This is a genomic window from Myxococcales bacterium (assembly GCA_016703425.1).
Classification (GTDB): Bacteria; Myxococcota_A; Polyangia; order Polyangiales; family Polyangiaceae; genus JADJCA01.
On sequence record JADJCA010000030.1, the window covers coordinates 134,497 to 147,498 of the forward strand.

At 68.2% G+C, this 13,002-nt stretch carries 13 protein-coding genes and 1 pseudogene; 9 read left to right on the forward strand and 5 right to left on the reverse strand.

Annotated features, from left to right (window positions below; genetic code table 11):
- The first annotated feature begins 10 nt into the window (after positions 1-10).
- Complete coding sequence (locus IPG50_37155; GenBank protein ID MBK6697775.1) at positions 11-550, forward strand: hypothetical protein; 540 nt, start codon at positions 11-13, stop codon at positions 548-550.
- Positions 551-698: 148 nt separating this feature from the next.
- On the opposite strand, the gene IPG50_37160 is transcribed toward IPG50_37155, so the two are convergent.
- The gene (locus tag IPG50_37160) at positions 699-1,112 is read right to left on the reverse strand and encodes an EVE domain-containing protein (GenBank protein MBK6697776.1); all 414 of its coding nucleotides are present in this window, start codon (positions 1,110-1,112) and stop codon (positions 699-701) included.
- Between the two features lie 74 nt (positions 1,113-1,186).
- Positions 1,187-2,380 carry a VWA domain-containing protein gene (locus IPG50_37165; protein MBK6697777.1) on the reverse strand — a complete coding sequence of 398 codons (1,194 nt, stop codon included), beginning with the start codon at positions 2,378-2,380 and terminating at the stop codon, positions 1,187-1,189.
- Between the two features lie 121 nt (positions 2,381-2,501).
- Between IPG50_37165 and IPG50_37170 the strand changes: the two genes are divergently transcribed.
- Positions 2,502-3,302: a hypothetical protein gene (locus tag IPG50_37170; GenBank protein ID MBK6697778.1), complete on the forward strand. Its 801-nt coding sequence runs from the start codon at positions 2,502-2,504 to the stop codon at positions 3,300-3,302.
- Between the two features lie 32 nt (positions 3,303-3,334).
- Positions 3,335-4,072 (forward strand): PilZ domain-containing protein, encoded by a 738-nt coding sequence (locus tag IPG50_37175; protein ID MBK6697779.1) that lies wholly within the window; start codon positions 3,335-3,337, stop codon positions 4,070-4,072.
- Between the two features lie 42 nt (positions 4,073-4,114).
- On the opposite strand, the gene IPG50_37180 is transcribed toward IPG50_37175, so the two are convergent.
- Together IPG50_37180 and IPG50_37185 are read right to left on the reverse strand one after the other, a co-directional pair.
- Positions 4,115-4,981 carry a hypothetical protein gene (locus tag IPG50_37180; protein ID MBK6697780.1) on the reverse strand — a complete coding sequence of 289 codons (867 nt, stop codon included), beginning with the start codon at positions 4,979-4,981 and terminating at the stop codon, positions 4,115-4,117.
- A gap of 92 nt (positions 4,982-5,073) precedes the next feature.
- Positions 5,074-5,859, reverse strand: a complete 786-nt coding sequence (locus tag IPG50_37185; protein ID MBK6697781.1) for a hypothetical protein — start codon at positions 5,857-5,859, stop codon at positions 5,074-5,076.
- A gap of 363 nt (positions 5,860-6,222) precedes the next feature.
- On the opposite strand from IPG50_37185, the gene IPG50_37190 reads away from it, so the two are divergent.
- Positions 6,223-6,774: a GreA/GreB family elongation factor gene (locus tag IPG50_37190; protein ID MBK6697782.1), complete on the forward strand. Its 552-nt coding sequence runs from the start codon at positions 6,223-6,225 to the stop codon at positions 6,772-6,774.
- 27 nt (positions 6,775-6,801) lie between these two features.
- Here the strand turns inward: IPG50_37190 and IPG50_37195 are convergent, their stop codons facing one another.
- A complete protein-coding gene (locus tag IPG50_37195; GenBank protein ID MBK6697783.1) occupies positions 6,802-7,785 on the reverse strand; it encodes an STM4015 family protein in 984 nt (327 codons plus the stop codon).
- A 128-nt stretch (positions 7,786-7,913) separates the two neighbouring features.
- Between IPG50_37195 and IPG50_37200 the strand changes: the two genes are divergently transcribed.
- The 5 genes and pseudogenes from IPG50_37200 to IPG50_37220 all read left to right on the forward strand — a co-directional run bounded on the left by IPG50_37200 (position 7,914) and on the right by IPG50_37220 (position 12,853).
- Positions 7,914-9,179 carry an efflux RND transporter periplasmic adaptor subunit gene (locus tag IPG50_37200; GenBank protein MBK6697784.1) on the forward strand — a complete coding sequence of 422 codons (1,266 nt, stop codon included), beginning with the start codon at positions 7,914-7,916 and terminating at the stop codon, positions 9,177-9,179.
- Between the two features lie 83 nt (positions 9,180-9,262).
- On the forward strand, positions 9,263-10,006 hold the full coding sequence (locus IPG50_37205) for an ABC transporter ATP-binding protein (protein MBK6697785.1): 744 nt from the start codon (positions 9,263-9,265) through the stop codon (positions 10,004-10,006).
- A pseudogene (locus IPG50_37210) lies at positions 10,003-11,231 on the forward strand (ABC transporter permease). The gene IPG50_37205 and the pseudogene IPG50_37210 overlap by 4 nt, the downstream one beginning before the upstream one ends.
- 86 nt (positions 11,232-11,317) lie before the next feature.
- Positions 11,318-11,830, forward strand: coding sequence for a hypothetical protein (locus IPG50_37215; protein MBK6697786.1), 513 nt, complete (start codon positions 11,318-11,320; stop codon positions 11,828-11,830).
- 39 nt (positions 11,831-11,869) lie between these two features.
- A complete protein-coding gene (locus IPG50_37220) occupies positions 11,870-12,853 on the forward strand; it encodes a serine/threonine protein kinase (protein MBK6697787.1) in 984 nt (327 codons plus the stop codon).
- Positions 12,854-13,002 lie beyond the last annotated feature (149 nt).

Consider the following 13,002-nt stretch of genomic DNA (forward strand, 5'->3'; position numbering starts at 1 on the left):
CGTCCAGATCATGTCCAAGGGCCTTCTCGAGCCGGGCGAGCAGCTCGTCTCCCGCTCCGTCGTCGTCGACGCGCCTTGGTACACCTTCGGCATGTTCCTCTTCCACAAGACCTACCTCGTGCTGGCCACGAACCAGCGTCTGGTGATGGTCGAGCACCGTCGCGACTTCTTCGGTCGCGGTCTGCGCGTCGAGAAGGTCCACACGGTTCCCTGGAACCAGGTCTCGGAGATGAAGGTGAAGGGCCTCTTCATCAAGAAGAAGCTCCGCATCGTCGCCCAGTCGAGCATGAAGTTCTTCAAGGGCAACATGAAGATCCCGGCGCCCTTCTTCGGGCTCCTCTCGCCCGTCGATGACAACGTCCAGAACGCGCGCCTCATGGAGCAACAGTCGGCGTCGATGCGTCAGCTCGGCGCGCCGCAGCAGGGCTACGGCTCGCTTCCGCCCGGCTCGATGGCGCCGCAGCTTCAGCAGGGCCAGCAACAAGCGCAGGGTTGGCCGCAACCGCAGCAGCCCTACGCGCAGCAGCAGCAGTACTACCCGCAAGCCTGAGCGACCTCGCCGGAGAACCTTCGGCCAGGCCGCGCGCCTCAGCGAGAACCCTTTCTCGCGGTCGGCCGGGTTTCCAAATGAAGAGCGGCGCGGAGCGAAGAGCTTCCGCGCCGTTTTTCGTTGGCGCCGTGAGGGGCAAGCCTCGTCTTCAGATCCTCGTCTTCGCCAGCGCGAGGACCGCCGTGAGCTCGTCTTTGGTTACGGGACCTACCGAGAGGCGCGACTTTCGCACGAGGGCCATGTCCTTCAGCTTGGCCGTGGCCTTGATCGTGGCCAGCGTCACGGGGGTCGCGAGAGACTTCACGGGAGCGAGATCGACGGCGCTCCACTCGCCATCTTTTGGATCGGGGTAGGCGGCCTTGACGATCTTGGCGACGCCGACGATCTCCTTGCCTTCACCGGAGTGGTAGAAGAGCGCGAGGTCGCCCACGCTCATGGCGCGCAGGTTGTTGCGGGCTTCAAAGTTGCGCACGCCGTCCCAGACGGTCTTCTTGTCGCGCAAGAACGTGTCCCACGAATAGACGGAGGGCTCGCTCTTCACGAGCCATGCGGCGGAGCTCATGGCCCCCCGCGTATCGCGACGCGTCTCGCGCGGCAAGGTTCCGCGCGGCACCCCGAGCGCAGAGCGGTCGTGCGCTACGGGTTGAAGTCCTGCTTCCCGTCGGGCTTGGCCGGCGGCGGTGCGGTCGTCGAAGGAGGCGGCGGTGGCGGCAAGTTCACGCCGTCGTTCTTAGGCTTCGCCTTCGGCTTGGGCTTGTCTTTGCCGTCCTTGGCGGGCCTGTCCTTGGCGTCGTCCTTGGCGGGCTGCGCCTCTTTGGGCGCTGGCGGCGCTGCGCCTTCGCCCTTCGTGACGTCGAAGGTTGGCGGCGTCTTTGGATCACACCCGGGACCAAAGCCTGCGGCGTCGAAGTCCGCTTCTGCCCGCCCGGTGCGCTCCGCGCCCTTGTCGCTCTTGAGCACGGCTTCCACGGTGACCTTGTGTTTGCCTGCCCGCGCTGGTGAGCAATAACCCAAGAGGTAGTAGCTCTTCGTCTGCGCTTCGACCTTCGTGGCGATGCTCTCGAAGGCCGTCACGACGGCCTCCCGATTCTCCGCCAGCGCCGTGCCGCTCTTGCCGACGTCGTCGAGCGTGCCCTTCTTGAGCTCGGCGCCGAGGCCGATGGCGAAGATCTCGTGGGGCGTCTCCTTCACGGCCTTCCGAAGCTCCTCGCGCGACGCGCGCGCCGCGCGGTCGGTACCGTCGGTGAAGACGACGAGCGTGCCGAACTTGAGGGGCGCCGTGTCTTTGGCGAGCGCCTGCTCAAGCTCCGCGAGGCCCTTGATGACGGCGCCGTTCAGGTTGGTGCTCGGGTCTTGCGGCTTGAACGTGCTGAGCGAGCGCACACCCGCCTTGGCGCCGCCGGGGTGTTGGAACGGTGCGATGGGATGGAGGCTTGCCGAGCCGTCGAAGGCGAAGACGGCGACCTTCTGTGCCGTCTCGACCTTGTCGACGAAGGCCGCCGCGGCTTCAACGACCGTCGCGGCGGCGCCCGACTCGGAGACGCTGCCGCTCATGTCGACGAGCAGGAGCGCGTAGTGCGCCGCGGCGACCTCGGGGTTTAGGACCACTTGCTTGCTCTCGTAGGGAGAGACGAGGGCCCCGTCTTCGTAGATGCGGAACGACTCGGCCGTGAGACCACCTACGGGCTCGCCCGCCGACGACTGCAGGCGGAAGTAGACCGCGACGTTGCTGGGCCGCTGCTGCGCGGCGCGGATGGTTCGAACTTGGAGGCCGCCGCCGCAGGCCGTGAGGCTGAGGAGCAACGCCGCGAGGAGCGAGCGAGAGAGCACGCCGCGATGATATCCCACGCACCCGGAAAACGCCTGCGTCACGGTGGAGGGCGCGTGAAAGCGGGCCGCGTGCGAATTCCCAGCGTGAACGCGCCGCGCCCCCGTGCGAGAGTTGGGGGCGATGAAGCCTGTCTCCTGCTCGCACTGCGGCGCGCCGCCGGCCACGGCCGTCACCCCCGATGCGCAAGGCATGTACACGTGCGCGTTTTGCGGAAAGCTCTCCTACGTCACGCCTCCCGTCGAAGGCGCGGGGCCGGCCATTCGCCACAATTGGGCGGACCATCTTGACGACGACGACCACGATCCTGACGACGAGGACGAGGACGACGACGACGACGAGCCGCCGCCGCCCCGCGCCGCCGAGACGGCCGCCGTCGCCGCGCACCGGATCTCCTGGATCGTCTGGCTCGTCGTGGTGCTCGGCGTGACGGGCGGAGCCGGCGTGGGCATCACTCGCTGCACGAAGGGCAGCTCGCTGCTCTCGTCGCTCGTTTGGGATGGCAAGGAGCCGCTGCAGTGCGGTGGCAACGATCGCATCTCCGTGACCGGCGTGACCGCGAACTTCAACGCGGGCGCCGCCATCATCGCCGGCGGCAACTGCCAGGTGCGCTGCGAAGGGTGCACCATCACCGCCGCCACCGCGGTCGAGGCCGGCGGCAACGCCCAGGTCACCATCGCGAATGGGGCCGTCACCGGCACGACGCTCCTGGCCGACGCGTCAGGCAACGCGCGCGTGACGTTCATGGGCGACGTGAAGGTGTCGGGCACCGTGAAGGAGTCGCGAAAGGGGCAGGTCTCGACGCCGACGCCCCCGCCGGCCGCGTCGACACCGGAGCCCGCGAAGGCCCAGCCCGCCGCGTCGTCGCCCGCGAAGGCCGCGCCGTCTTCGGCGCCGGCCAAGGCGAGGGCAAAGGGCAAGTAAAGGTCCAAAGAACGCGATACGCTCGCGCTAGGATGACGACGCGCCGACGAGACACCCGATACGTCGCGCGCTTCCCGGTGGAGCTCGTCTTCGGCAAGAAGCGCTTGTCGCTCTACACCGAGGACTTTAGCTACCGCGGGGTCTTCGTGCGCACCGACACGCCGCCGCCGCTGCGGCAGCTCGTCAAGGTGCGTCTCGTACTGCCCTTTGCGGGGCGAGCGCTCACGATGCACGGCATGACGGTGCACGTGGTCGACCACGAAAACGCTGGCGGTCGCGTGCCGGGCATCGGCATCCAGTTCTACGCGCTCGATCGCGACACGAAGGATTCGTGGGAAGCGACCGTTCGTCACGTCGAGCGCACCGCGCCGCTCGCCCCCGACCAAGCGCCGTTTGCGTTGCCCGAGCAAACCCCCGAGCTCATTCGGCGTCGCTTCCAGCGCCACACCGCCGTCCTCACCGTGCAGACCTCGTCGTCGGAGCTGCACGACCTCGTGACACGAGACATCTCCGTGGGCGGGACGTTCATCAAGACCAACGAGCCGCTCGGGCTCGGCTCGCCCGTCATGGTCTGCGTTCACCACCCCGAGAACGACTCGACCTTCATCCTCGATGGCGTCGTGCGGCATGTCGCGACCGACGGTGTCGGCGTCGAGTTTGTGGGCATCGATGGCGCTCGTCGAGAGGAGCTCCACGACTTCGTGCGCGGCGGCATCATCGTCGACGACGAGGAGCGCGTGATCCTCGAGAGCACGCGGATAAAGCCGTAGTCGAGGCGAGCAGACGGGAGCACGCTTGCGGCGCCGATGAGGCTACTGCCGCATCCAGGCCATCGCGGCGCCCGTTTCCGTCGGTGCGAGCGAGTGCCCTTGACCATGCAGCCAGAGCTTGGCGTTGTACCCGCGCGCCTGGAGCAGTCCCGTGAAGTCCTCCATGACGTGTTTGCCTTGGCCCCACGTGTTGTTCATGTCCGCTGGGTCGATGACCACGGCGACCGACGGCGAGCCCGCTGTGGCGGCCGGGATGGACGACGGATCTTGGGCGAGGCCGGAGGAGCCGAGCCCGATGGCCGTGAAGTGCTTAGCGGCGTTCGCGTCGTAGAGGAGGAACGCCGCGTAGGCCCCGCCTTGAGAGAAGCCGTAGGCGTAGCGCCTGCTCACATCGACGTTGTATTGGCTCTCAAGGGCCGCCTCCACGTCGAGCGCCGACCCGTCGCTGTTGTCGTCGGGCGCTGCGATCAAAAGGTCGCCGGGCAAGCCCTTCGCGAGCCAGACGTTCAAGAAATTGCGGCCCGTGTCGCCTTGGCCGTGAAGGAGCACGAGGAGCGGCAGCGGCGCCGCTTTGTTCGGCACGTGAAGCGCGACGTTCGTTCCCGCGAGCGTCACGTCGTGCTCGCCGGGGCCCTTGCCGCCGATGCCGCCGCTGCCGGGCCCGGGACCCGACGGCGGACCTTTCGCGTCGCTCGCCTTGCCGGCGTCGTTCGCGCCGTTGGCGCCGCCGGTTCGCGGCGTGGTGCCTGATGCGCCGGCGTCGTTTGCGCTCGCTGCGCCGGAGGCCCCGAGGCCCGCCCCTGGATCGGCGCCGCCACCGGCCCCGAGGGTCGCTCCATCCCCCGAGCCACTGCACGCGGTGAGAAACAAGACCGAGCCGCCGACGAGACCGAGGAGTCGCTTCGCCATGCCTTCACCCCAGCAAGTGCGATGCCTAGTGCGGCGCGCGAGCGTAAAAGCTGTCTCGACCGTTTGCGGAGCCCAAGCCGGGCGCGACGGCGCTACCGCGTGCGCGGGTAGACCATCACGAAGGCACCCGGCGTCGGGCGGTAGAGGATGGTGGCGTCGCTCTTTCCCAACGTCAGGTAGTGGCTCACCCAAGGGAGCCGCGACCAGGGCTCGGCGTCCTTTACGTAGTCGCCCACGATGAGGTCGAGCTCCACGTAGCGGCCCGCCGTGGCCTGCGACAAGGCGGGCCCGAAGGTGTAGCGCTCGCGTCCCGCCGCGGGGGCGAGGTCGTTGTGCATGGCGCCGCCGTAGGCGAGGACCAAGGAGCCCGGCGCGGCCGTGGCCGCCAAGGCGGCCAACTTCTCACGACTGAGCCGTGCGATCAGCTCAAGCATGGCTGGAACCGCGTCGGCGCCGGCGGCCGCGATGGGCGCATAGTCGGCGCACGACGGTTTGAGCGGCAAAGGACGGATGCCGAGCGCGTTGGCGCGCTCGCCGAGCGCGATCATCTCGTTCGGGTTCGACTTGGCCTGCGTCTCCGTCACAGGCTTCTGCTGCCGTCGAACCGTCTCCACCACCTTGCCGCAGGTTGGGCTCGCCAACCAAAGCTCGAGCACGAGGCTCTCGGACCGGCCCTTTAGCGTTGGGAGCAGCTCGTCGGCGAACCGTTTGGTCGAGGATGCGATCCCTTCCGTTCCTTGCTGTGCGTGGGCCTCGCCAACGGCCAGGACGAGCGGCTCATGGGTCATCACGAACTGAAACGCGCCGAGCGCCGTCGGAAACTTGAGGCAGCCGAGCGCCCCGCACGGCCCCGAACCGGGCGGATCAGGGCGAGCCATGTTCGACGGCTGGATCGCTGACGGCGCCTGCGCTGCAGCCGCCAGGCCGGGCTTCGGTTCGTCGGCCGGGGCTGGCGTCGGCGGTGGCGTCTTTCGGCCGCAACCGGCCGCGCCGAGCGCGAGCACCAACACGGCGGCAACGGGGCGGACCATCGCCATTGACTTAGCGCACATTGCTGGAGGACCCAATCTGCCGGTGGCGGGGGAGCCGCCCATGCGAGTCCTTTCGCACGGTTCGGCCGCCTCGCGGGGGTATTCCGGCGGCGAGGGCGAATTTCAGAGCCCGTGGGCGGAATACGCAGGGTGCTCACGGCTGTTGACCGCACGGCCCAAGACGGCCCTTCCCCAATTGCCATGCCCACCATGCTTGCCTCCGTCCACCAAAACGCTCTTCCGACGACCGCTTGCGGTCCTGTCGTGGTCCGGGAGCGCGACATGCGTCGCCTCTCGACTCTCCTCGAGACGAGCCTCAACTGTCGGTACCCGAAGGAGAGCGCTCGCCTCTCGGAGGTGCTGCGCGCAGCCATCGTCGTGGCTGACGACGCCATCGCCGTCGGTACCGTGACCATGGGCGCGCAGGTCTTCTGCGAGGACCAAGACGGAGTTCGCTCGTGGGACGAGCGACCGGCGAGCTTTGATGACGACGACGACGAGCGGCTCCCGACACGAGACGCCCCTCTGGAGAGCTCGCCGCGACTGGTCGGGCGCGATTCCAGTCACGGGCATCGCCGTGAGCTCACGCTTGTGTACCCGTGGGACGAAGATCGCTTCCACGGGCAGATCTCGATTCTCTCACCGCTCGGCGTGGCGCTCCTCGGTCTCCGCGCTGGAGAGACGGCAGCCTGGCGCGACGAGAGCGGCGCGTTTCGTCGCGTGCGCGTCCTCGACGTCACCCCCGCGCGTCGCGCTGCCTAGGCGCAACTGGCGGAATCGACGGTTTCGCTACGACCGACGGCGCCTCGCACCGAGTTGGCGCAACGGAAGGTCGAACTTCTGGCGCGGGGGAACGGTCCCCGGGCGACGCCCTCCTTCTTCTTTGCCGAAGCGCGAGCCGCGGACGTCGACGATGACCGGCTGCGTCGCGTGGAGCCGCTTGATCATCTCCGGCGAGAGGAAGCTCTTCCGGAGGTCAAGCTCGTAGATGCGGCGGATCGGCTCGCTCGCGAGCAGGGCCTCGGCGCCTTCGTCGGAAAGGGTGCCCAGCGAGAGATCGACGCGCTGGAGGCGCTCGACGAGGGGCGCCTTGGCGATGGACGCGGCGAGTAGGTCGGCCGTCTCGGCGTTCTTGAGCGCCAGCGTCGTGAGCCTTGGAAAGAGCCGTCCCTCGAAGAGCGGCTCCAAGAGATCCATCGTCACGCTCGCGCCTTGGTCTTCGCTGCCGAGCCAGAGCTCGAGGTGCTCAAGCGCGGGCAACTCGGCTTCGAGCACGGCGCGCACCACGTCACCGGAGAGGCCCGCAGACTCAATGACGAGGCGGCGCAGCTCGGCGTGCCGCGTGCCACCGAAGGCGAGGCCCGCGGAGCCGCGCACGTGGAGTTCCTCGAGGCCCGGGAACGCGGCCAAGAGGGGGGTCACGTCGCTCTGGGCGATCCAAGGGAGCTCTTGCTCACTGTCGAGGATGTCACCGAGGAACACGGCGCGGAGCTTCGGCAGGCGCGTGGCGCGGGCCTGCGCCAGCGCGTCGACGATCACCGATGCGTTGACGGCGCCCAAGAAATCCCATGCGCCGAAGACGATGCCACCGAGCTCGCCCGCCTCCGGTTGCCGCAAGAGCTCGGCCAAGAGATCGGCCATGCCAAGGCCGTCCACGTGCGCTTCCCAATCGAGGGCGAGTCGCGGCACGTGGGTGGCGAACGCGAAGGGCTCGGCGCCGTTGAAGGAGGCCACGGGCTTGCCCGCGAACTGGGGCACGTGTTCGGTGAACATGGGCCCCTGGTTTAGCCCAATCGCGGCTCCACGGACAGGGCTCGTCTTTCCCCGGCAGGGCTCGAAAGCCCGCCCTCGGGCCGGTCCGCGCCTATACTCTGCCCGTTCGTCCTCGAGATGGCGCCGCCATGAAGAAGTCTCGCATCCTCGTCTACGTGATCGCCGTCGGCCTCGCCGCCGGGGGAGCGTTCTATGGGTACAAGACCATCGACCGCGCCCGCGCGACGCCCGACGTGCAGTACCGAAGTCAGCCGGCGCAGAAGACCCGACTCGTCGGAAAGGTCACGGCGACGGGCACGCTTTCGGCGCTTGTCACCGTGCAGGTCGGCAGCCAAGTCTCGGGCCGCATCTCCGCGCTCTACGCCGACTTCAACACGCAGGTGAAGAAGGGCCAGGTCATCGCCAAGCTCGATCCCCAGCTGTTCCAGGCTTCTTCTGCGCAAGCTCAGGCCAACGCGCTGTCGGCCCGCGCGAACGAAGTGAAGGCGAAGGCGCAGGTGATTGAAGCGGAGCGCCAGTTCGAACGCCAGAAGGCGCTCCACGCGCAAGGCCTCACGACGAAGACCGAGCTCGACGCCGCCGAGACCAACTGGAACGTGGCCAAGGCCCAGGTCGACGTCGCCCGCGCCGCCAGCGAGCAGGCCCGCGCGTCGCTCAATCAAGCGAGCGTGAACCTCTCGTACACGACCATCGCGTCGCCCATCGACGGTGTCGTCATCTCGCGCGCCGTCGATGTCGGCCAAACGGTCGCCGCGTCGCTGCAAGCGCCGGTGCTCTTCACCATCGCCGAAGACCTCCGCAAGATGCAGGTCATCACGAAGGTCGCCGAGGGTGACGTCGGACGCCTCGCGCAGAACATGAACGCGTTTTTTACCGTCGACGCGTACCCCGGGCAGCGCTTCCGCGGCACGATCCAGCAGATCCGCAACGCGGCGACCACGGTGCAGAACGTGGTGACCTACGACGCGGTCATCGTCGTCGACAACGCCGATCTCAAACTCCGCCCCGGCATGACCGCCAACGTCACGGTCATCTACGCCGAGCGCGAGGACGTGCTCGCCGTGCCCAACGCGGCGCTGCGATTCCGTCCGCCGCCGTCGCTCATGCCGAGCGCCAGCGCCTCCAGCGCCGCCGCGGCGAGCGGTCGCCCTTCGCGGCGCCCCTCGGAAGACGGCACGCGCACCCTCTGGGTCTTGCGCGACGGCGCGCCCCAATCGACTACGGTGAAGACCGGTCTCACCGACGGCACGTCGACGGAGATCGTTGAGGGCGAGCTCAAGCCCGGCGACGCCGTGGTCGTGGAGGCCGCGAGCGCCGACGACAAGAAGGCCGCGCCGGCCGCACCGGGCGGGGCGGCTCCCGGTGGAGCCAATCCGTTCCGCAGGATGTTCTAGTGCTGCCTTTTACCTCCAAACGTTCCCACGACGGTCTGGCTTCCGAGCGACCGCTCAATTCGACGGAAGCGGTGGACTAGCGCATGCCGCTCATCGCCCTCGAGGCCATCACCAAGGTCTACGCGAGCGGTGACGCGGAGCTGCGCGCGCTCGACGGCGTGTCGCTCACGATCGACGCCGGCGAGTTCGTCGCCATCATGGGGTCGTCGGGTTCCGGCAAGTCGACGCTCATGAACATCTTGGGTTGCCTCGACCGGCCCACCAGCGGGCGCTACCTCCTGGCCGATCGCGACGTCTCCAAGCTCGACAAGAACGAGCTGGCCGAGGTGCGCAACCAGCTCCTCGGCTTTGTGTTCCAGAGCTTCAACTTGCTGGCGCGCACGAGCGCCGCCGAGAACGTCGAACTGCCGCTCGTCTACTCCGGCGTCACCGCCAAGGAGCGACGCGAGCGCGCAGCGGCGGCCCTCGAGAAGGTCGGCCTCGCGAACCGAAAGGGGCACCATCCCAATCAGCTCTCCGGTGGACAGCAGCAGCGCGTGGCCATCGCCCGCGCCCTCGTCTCGCAGCCGCGCCTGATCCTCGCCGACGAGCCCACGGGAAACCTCGACTCGAAGACGACCGTCGAGATCATGGCGCTGCTCCAATCGCTGGGGAAAAGTGGCATCACCATCGTCTTCGTAACCCACGAGCCCGACGTGGCGGCGTACGCGTCCCGCGTCATCGTCGTGCGCGACGGGCGCATTCAGAGCGACACCACGCAGGTGCCGTTGGAAGCCAAGGCGCGTCCCGCCGCGGCTGGCCCGGCGGAGGGAGAAAGCGTCGCATGAGCCCTCTTCAGACGCTGCGCGTGGCGGGGCGCGCGATCTTGCGCAACAAGCTCCGGTCGTTTCTCACCTGCCTCGGCATCATCATCGGCGTCGCGGCCGTGATCGCGATGATGGCCATCGGCGCCGGTGCCAAGGCGCGCGTGGAAGAGGCCTTCGCCGCCATGGGGACGAACCTCTTGATCGTGATGCCCGGCTCGTCGGGCGCCGGCGGCGTGCAGGGCGGCTTCGGCAGCCAGCCTACGCTCACGTGGGAGGACCTGGCGGCCATCCGCGGTGAGGTGTCGTCGGTCAAGGGAGCGGCTCCGTCGCTGCGAACGACGCTGTCGGTCGTCAGTGAGGAGCAGAACTGGACGACGAGCGTCACGGGGACTTCGCCCGACTACTTCGACATTCGCAAGTGGTCCGTCGCCCTCGGGACCGTGTTCTCACAGCCCGACGTCGACGGCGGGACCAAGGTGGTCGTGCTCGGGGGGACCGTCGCCGACAAACTCTTCGGACCTAGCTCGAATCCCGTCGGACAAACGGTGCGAATCCAGAACGCGCCCTTCTCGGTCGTCGGCGTCCTCGCCAAGAAGGGCCAGTCCCCATGGGGCAAGACTACGACGACACGGTGTTCATCCCCGTGAGCACCTACGTCGCGAAGATTCAGAAGGGTGTCGGCAAGTTCCTTCAGGGCACCATCTTCATCGAGGCCGTCAGCAGCGCCGCAACGCCGCGCGCCGAGCAGGACGTGCGCGAGCTCTTGCGCCAGCGCCATCGGCTCGCGCAGGGCGTCGACGACGATTTTTCGCTACGCAACCTCAGCGAGATCGCGGGCGCCCAACAAGAGGGCACGAAGACCATGACGACGCTCCTCGCGAGCGTCGCCGCCGTATCGCTCCTCGTTGGCGGCATCGGGATCATGAACATCATGCTCGTCAGCGTCACTGAGCGGACGCGCGAGATCGGGATCCGCATGGCCGTTGGAGCCAAGCCGCGGCAGATCCTCCTTCAGTTCTTGGTCGAGGCCCTGACGCTCGCCATCGCCGGAGGCATCTTGGGGGCCATGCTCGGCCTCGGTGTCGCCTCGTACCTCGCGTCGCGGTTCCAGTGGCCGATGCTCATCCAGCCCGAGGTCATCGTCGTGTCCTTCGGCTTCAGTGCCCTCGTCGGCGTAGGATTCGGCATCTATCCGGCTCGCAAGGCCGCAGCCCTCGACCCTATCGATGCACTTCGATACGAGTAGCGCGCGGTCGCGGGTTTCTGGCGGGCTCTCGCCGGGAATGCGTTCGAGAGTTGGTCCCTCGCCGTGGGGCCCGGTACCTTTGAAGCGTGGCCGATCCGCGTGAGCTAAGGACCCGGGTGGCGATGCAGGCGCTCGACTTCTCGGGCGCCTTCCGGTCGGTGGTGGGGCACCTCCGCTTACCACCCGGCGCCTACGTCCCCGACTTGATGGAACCCGAGGGCCTGTCGACCAGCGGCGGCAAGCAGGCGCTGCAGCGCATCCGCCTCGTCCCCTCGAACGACGGGTACCCGACGCTCGTCGTGGGCGGAGCCAACGTCAAGTCGGGTCGCGCCCAGCTTCGCTCGTACGACTACGTCGACGCAGCGCATCGGCAGCACTTCGGCAAGGCCGCGCCCCTCGACCGCAAGGCGTACAACGAGTTCCTCGAGTTGGTGAAGAACTACTTTGCCATCGCGAGGCTCGAGGTGACCGTCGAAGAGTCCCCAACGCCGGCGGCGGAGGAGCCGTCGGCGCCGCCGTCGCGTCTCGGGCTCGCCGTCGTGGGTCTGCTGGGGCTTCTCACGGCGGGCGCGGTGGTCTACTACGTCATGAGCCACTGAGCTGGCGCGGCGCTTCGGCCGCGCGAAACCTGTCTCCCCATGCGCGTTCCAGAGCCTCAAACGCCTCGCCGAGCCGGCTCCTTCGCCGTCGGTCGGGTGGTCGGTGGTGGCGGCATGGCGGCCGTGCACCTGGGGCGTGCCCTCGACGGCTCGGGCGAGGTCGTCGCGCTGAAGATCATCAAGGACGATCTCTCGCGCCTGCCTGGCTACTTGACGATGTTTCACGATGAAGCGGCCATCTTGGGACGCATGCAACATCCCAACATCGTTCGTACGCTCGAGTCCGGCGTCGCGGGTAGTCACCGGTACATCGCGATGGAGCTGCTCCTCGGGCGCACGCTCGCGGAGGTCTTCGACCGCGTGTGCCTCGCCGACTTCGCGCTGCCGCCGAAGCTCGTCGCGTGGATCGGTGCCCGCGTCGCGGCGGCGCTCCACTACGCGCACGTGCTCGAGGACGAACACGGCGTTCCGCTCCACGTCGTTCATCGCGACGCGAACCCGTCGAACATCGTCCTCACCTACGACGGAGAGGTGAAGCTCATCGACTTCGGGCTGGCGAAGGCGGCGCGGCGCAACACGAGCACCGAGGACGGCATCATCAAGGGCAAAGTGCCGTATCTGGCGCCGGAGCAGATCCTCGAGGAAGAGGTTGACGCGCGCACAGACATCTTCACCCTCGGCGCGACGTTGTGGGAGACGCTCGCGATGCGTCGCCTCTTCAAGCGGGACACCGATCTCGAGACCATTCACGCGATTCGGGAGGGGCACGTTCCGGCGCTCGCGGAGGTGGCGCCGCGCTGCGGCGTTGAGCTCGCCGAGGTGGTGACCAAGTGCCTCGCGCGGGAGCGGCGCGATCGCTACGCCTCGGCCGAAATGGTCGCCGCCGCGCTCGACGCCATCCACGACAAGGGCGGCGCTGACAACGCGTTCGTCCTTCGGCGACTCCTCGACCGGACGTTTCCCGGCGAGCGCGAGCAGCGCGTGCGGTGGCGTACCGACCCCATCGGCGTGCCGGGAGGATGATGACGCCGTGCGGTGCGCACGAAGCGCACGCGGCGGAGGCGCCCGGGGGACAGCGCCGCCCGCTCGCCCACGCCCTGGGGCGAAAGCGCGCCGGGCCGGCGCAGGCCCGTTGGCCGTTCCTGCGACACGTCGCGAAATCGTTCGGTTGA

Bases quoted from the DNA above. Each gene is read 5' to 3' on its own strand.
- IPG50_37155 (MBK6697775.1), top strand. From the start codon at position 11: ATGTCCAAGGGCCTTCTCGAGCCGGGCGAGCAGCTCGTCTCCCGCTCC.
- IPG50_37160 (MBK6697776.1), bottom strand. From the start codon at position 1,112: ATGAGCTCCGCCGCATGGCTCGTGAAGAGCGAGCCCTCCGTCTATTCG.
- IPG50_37170 (MBK6697778.1), top strand. From the start codon at position 2,502: ATGAAGCCTGTCTCCTGCTCGCACTGCGGCGCGCCGCCGGCCACGGCC.
- IPG50_37175 (MBK6697779.1), top strand. From the start codon at position 3,335: ATGACGACGCGCCGACGAGACACCCGATACGTCGCGCGCTTCCCGGTG.
- IPG50_37180 (MBK6697780.1), bottom strand. From the start codon at position 4,981: ATGGCGAAGCGACTCCTCGGTCTCGTCGGCGGCTCGGTCTTGTTTCTC.
- IPG50_37185 (MBK6697781.1), bottom strand. From the start codon at position 5,859: ATGGCTCGCCCTGATCCGCCCGGTTCGGGGCCGTGCGGGGCGCTCGGC.
- IPG50_37190 (MBK6697782.1), top strand. From the start codon at position 6,223: ATGCTTGCCTCCGTCCACCAAAACGCTCTTCCGACGACCGCTTGCGGT.
- IPG50_37195 (MBK6697783.1), bottom strand. From the start codon at position 7,785: ATGTTCACCGAACACGTGCCCCAGTTCGCGGGCAAGCCCGTGGCCTCC.
- IPG50_37200 (MBK6697784.1), top strand. From the start codon at position 7,914: ATGAAGAAGTCTCGCATCCTCGTCTACGTGATCGCCGTCGGCCTCGCC.
- IPG50_37205 (MBK6697785.1), top strand. From the start codon at position 9,263: ATGCCGCTCATCGCCCTCGAGGCCATCACCAAGGTCTACGCGAGCGGT.
- IPG50_37220 (MBK6697787.1), top strand. From the start codon at position 11,870: ATGCGCGTTCCAGAGCCTCAAACGCCTCGCCGAGCCGGCTCCTTCGCC.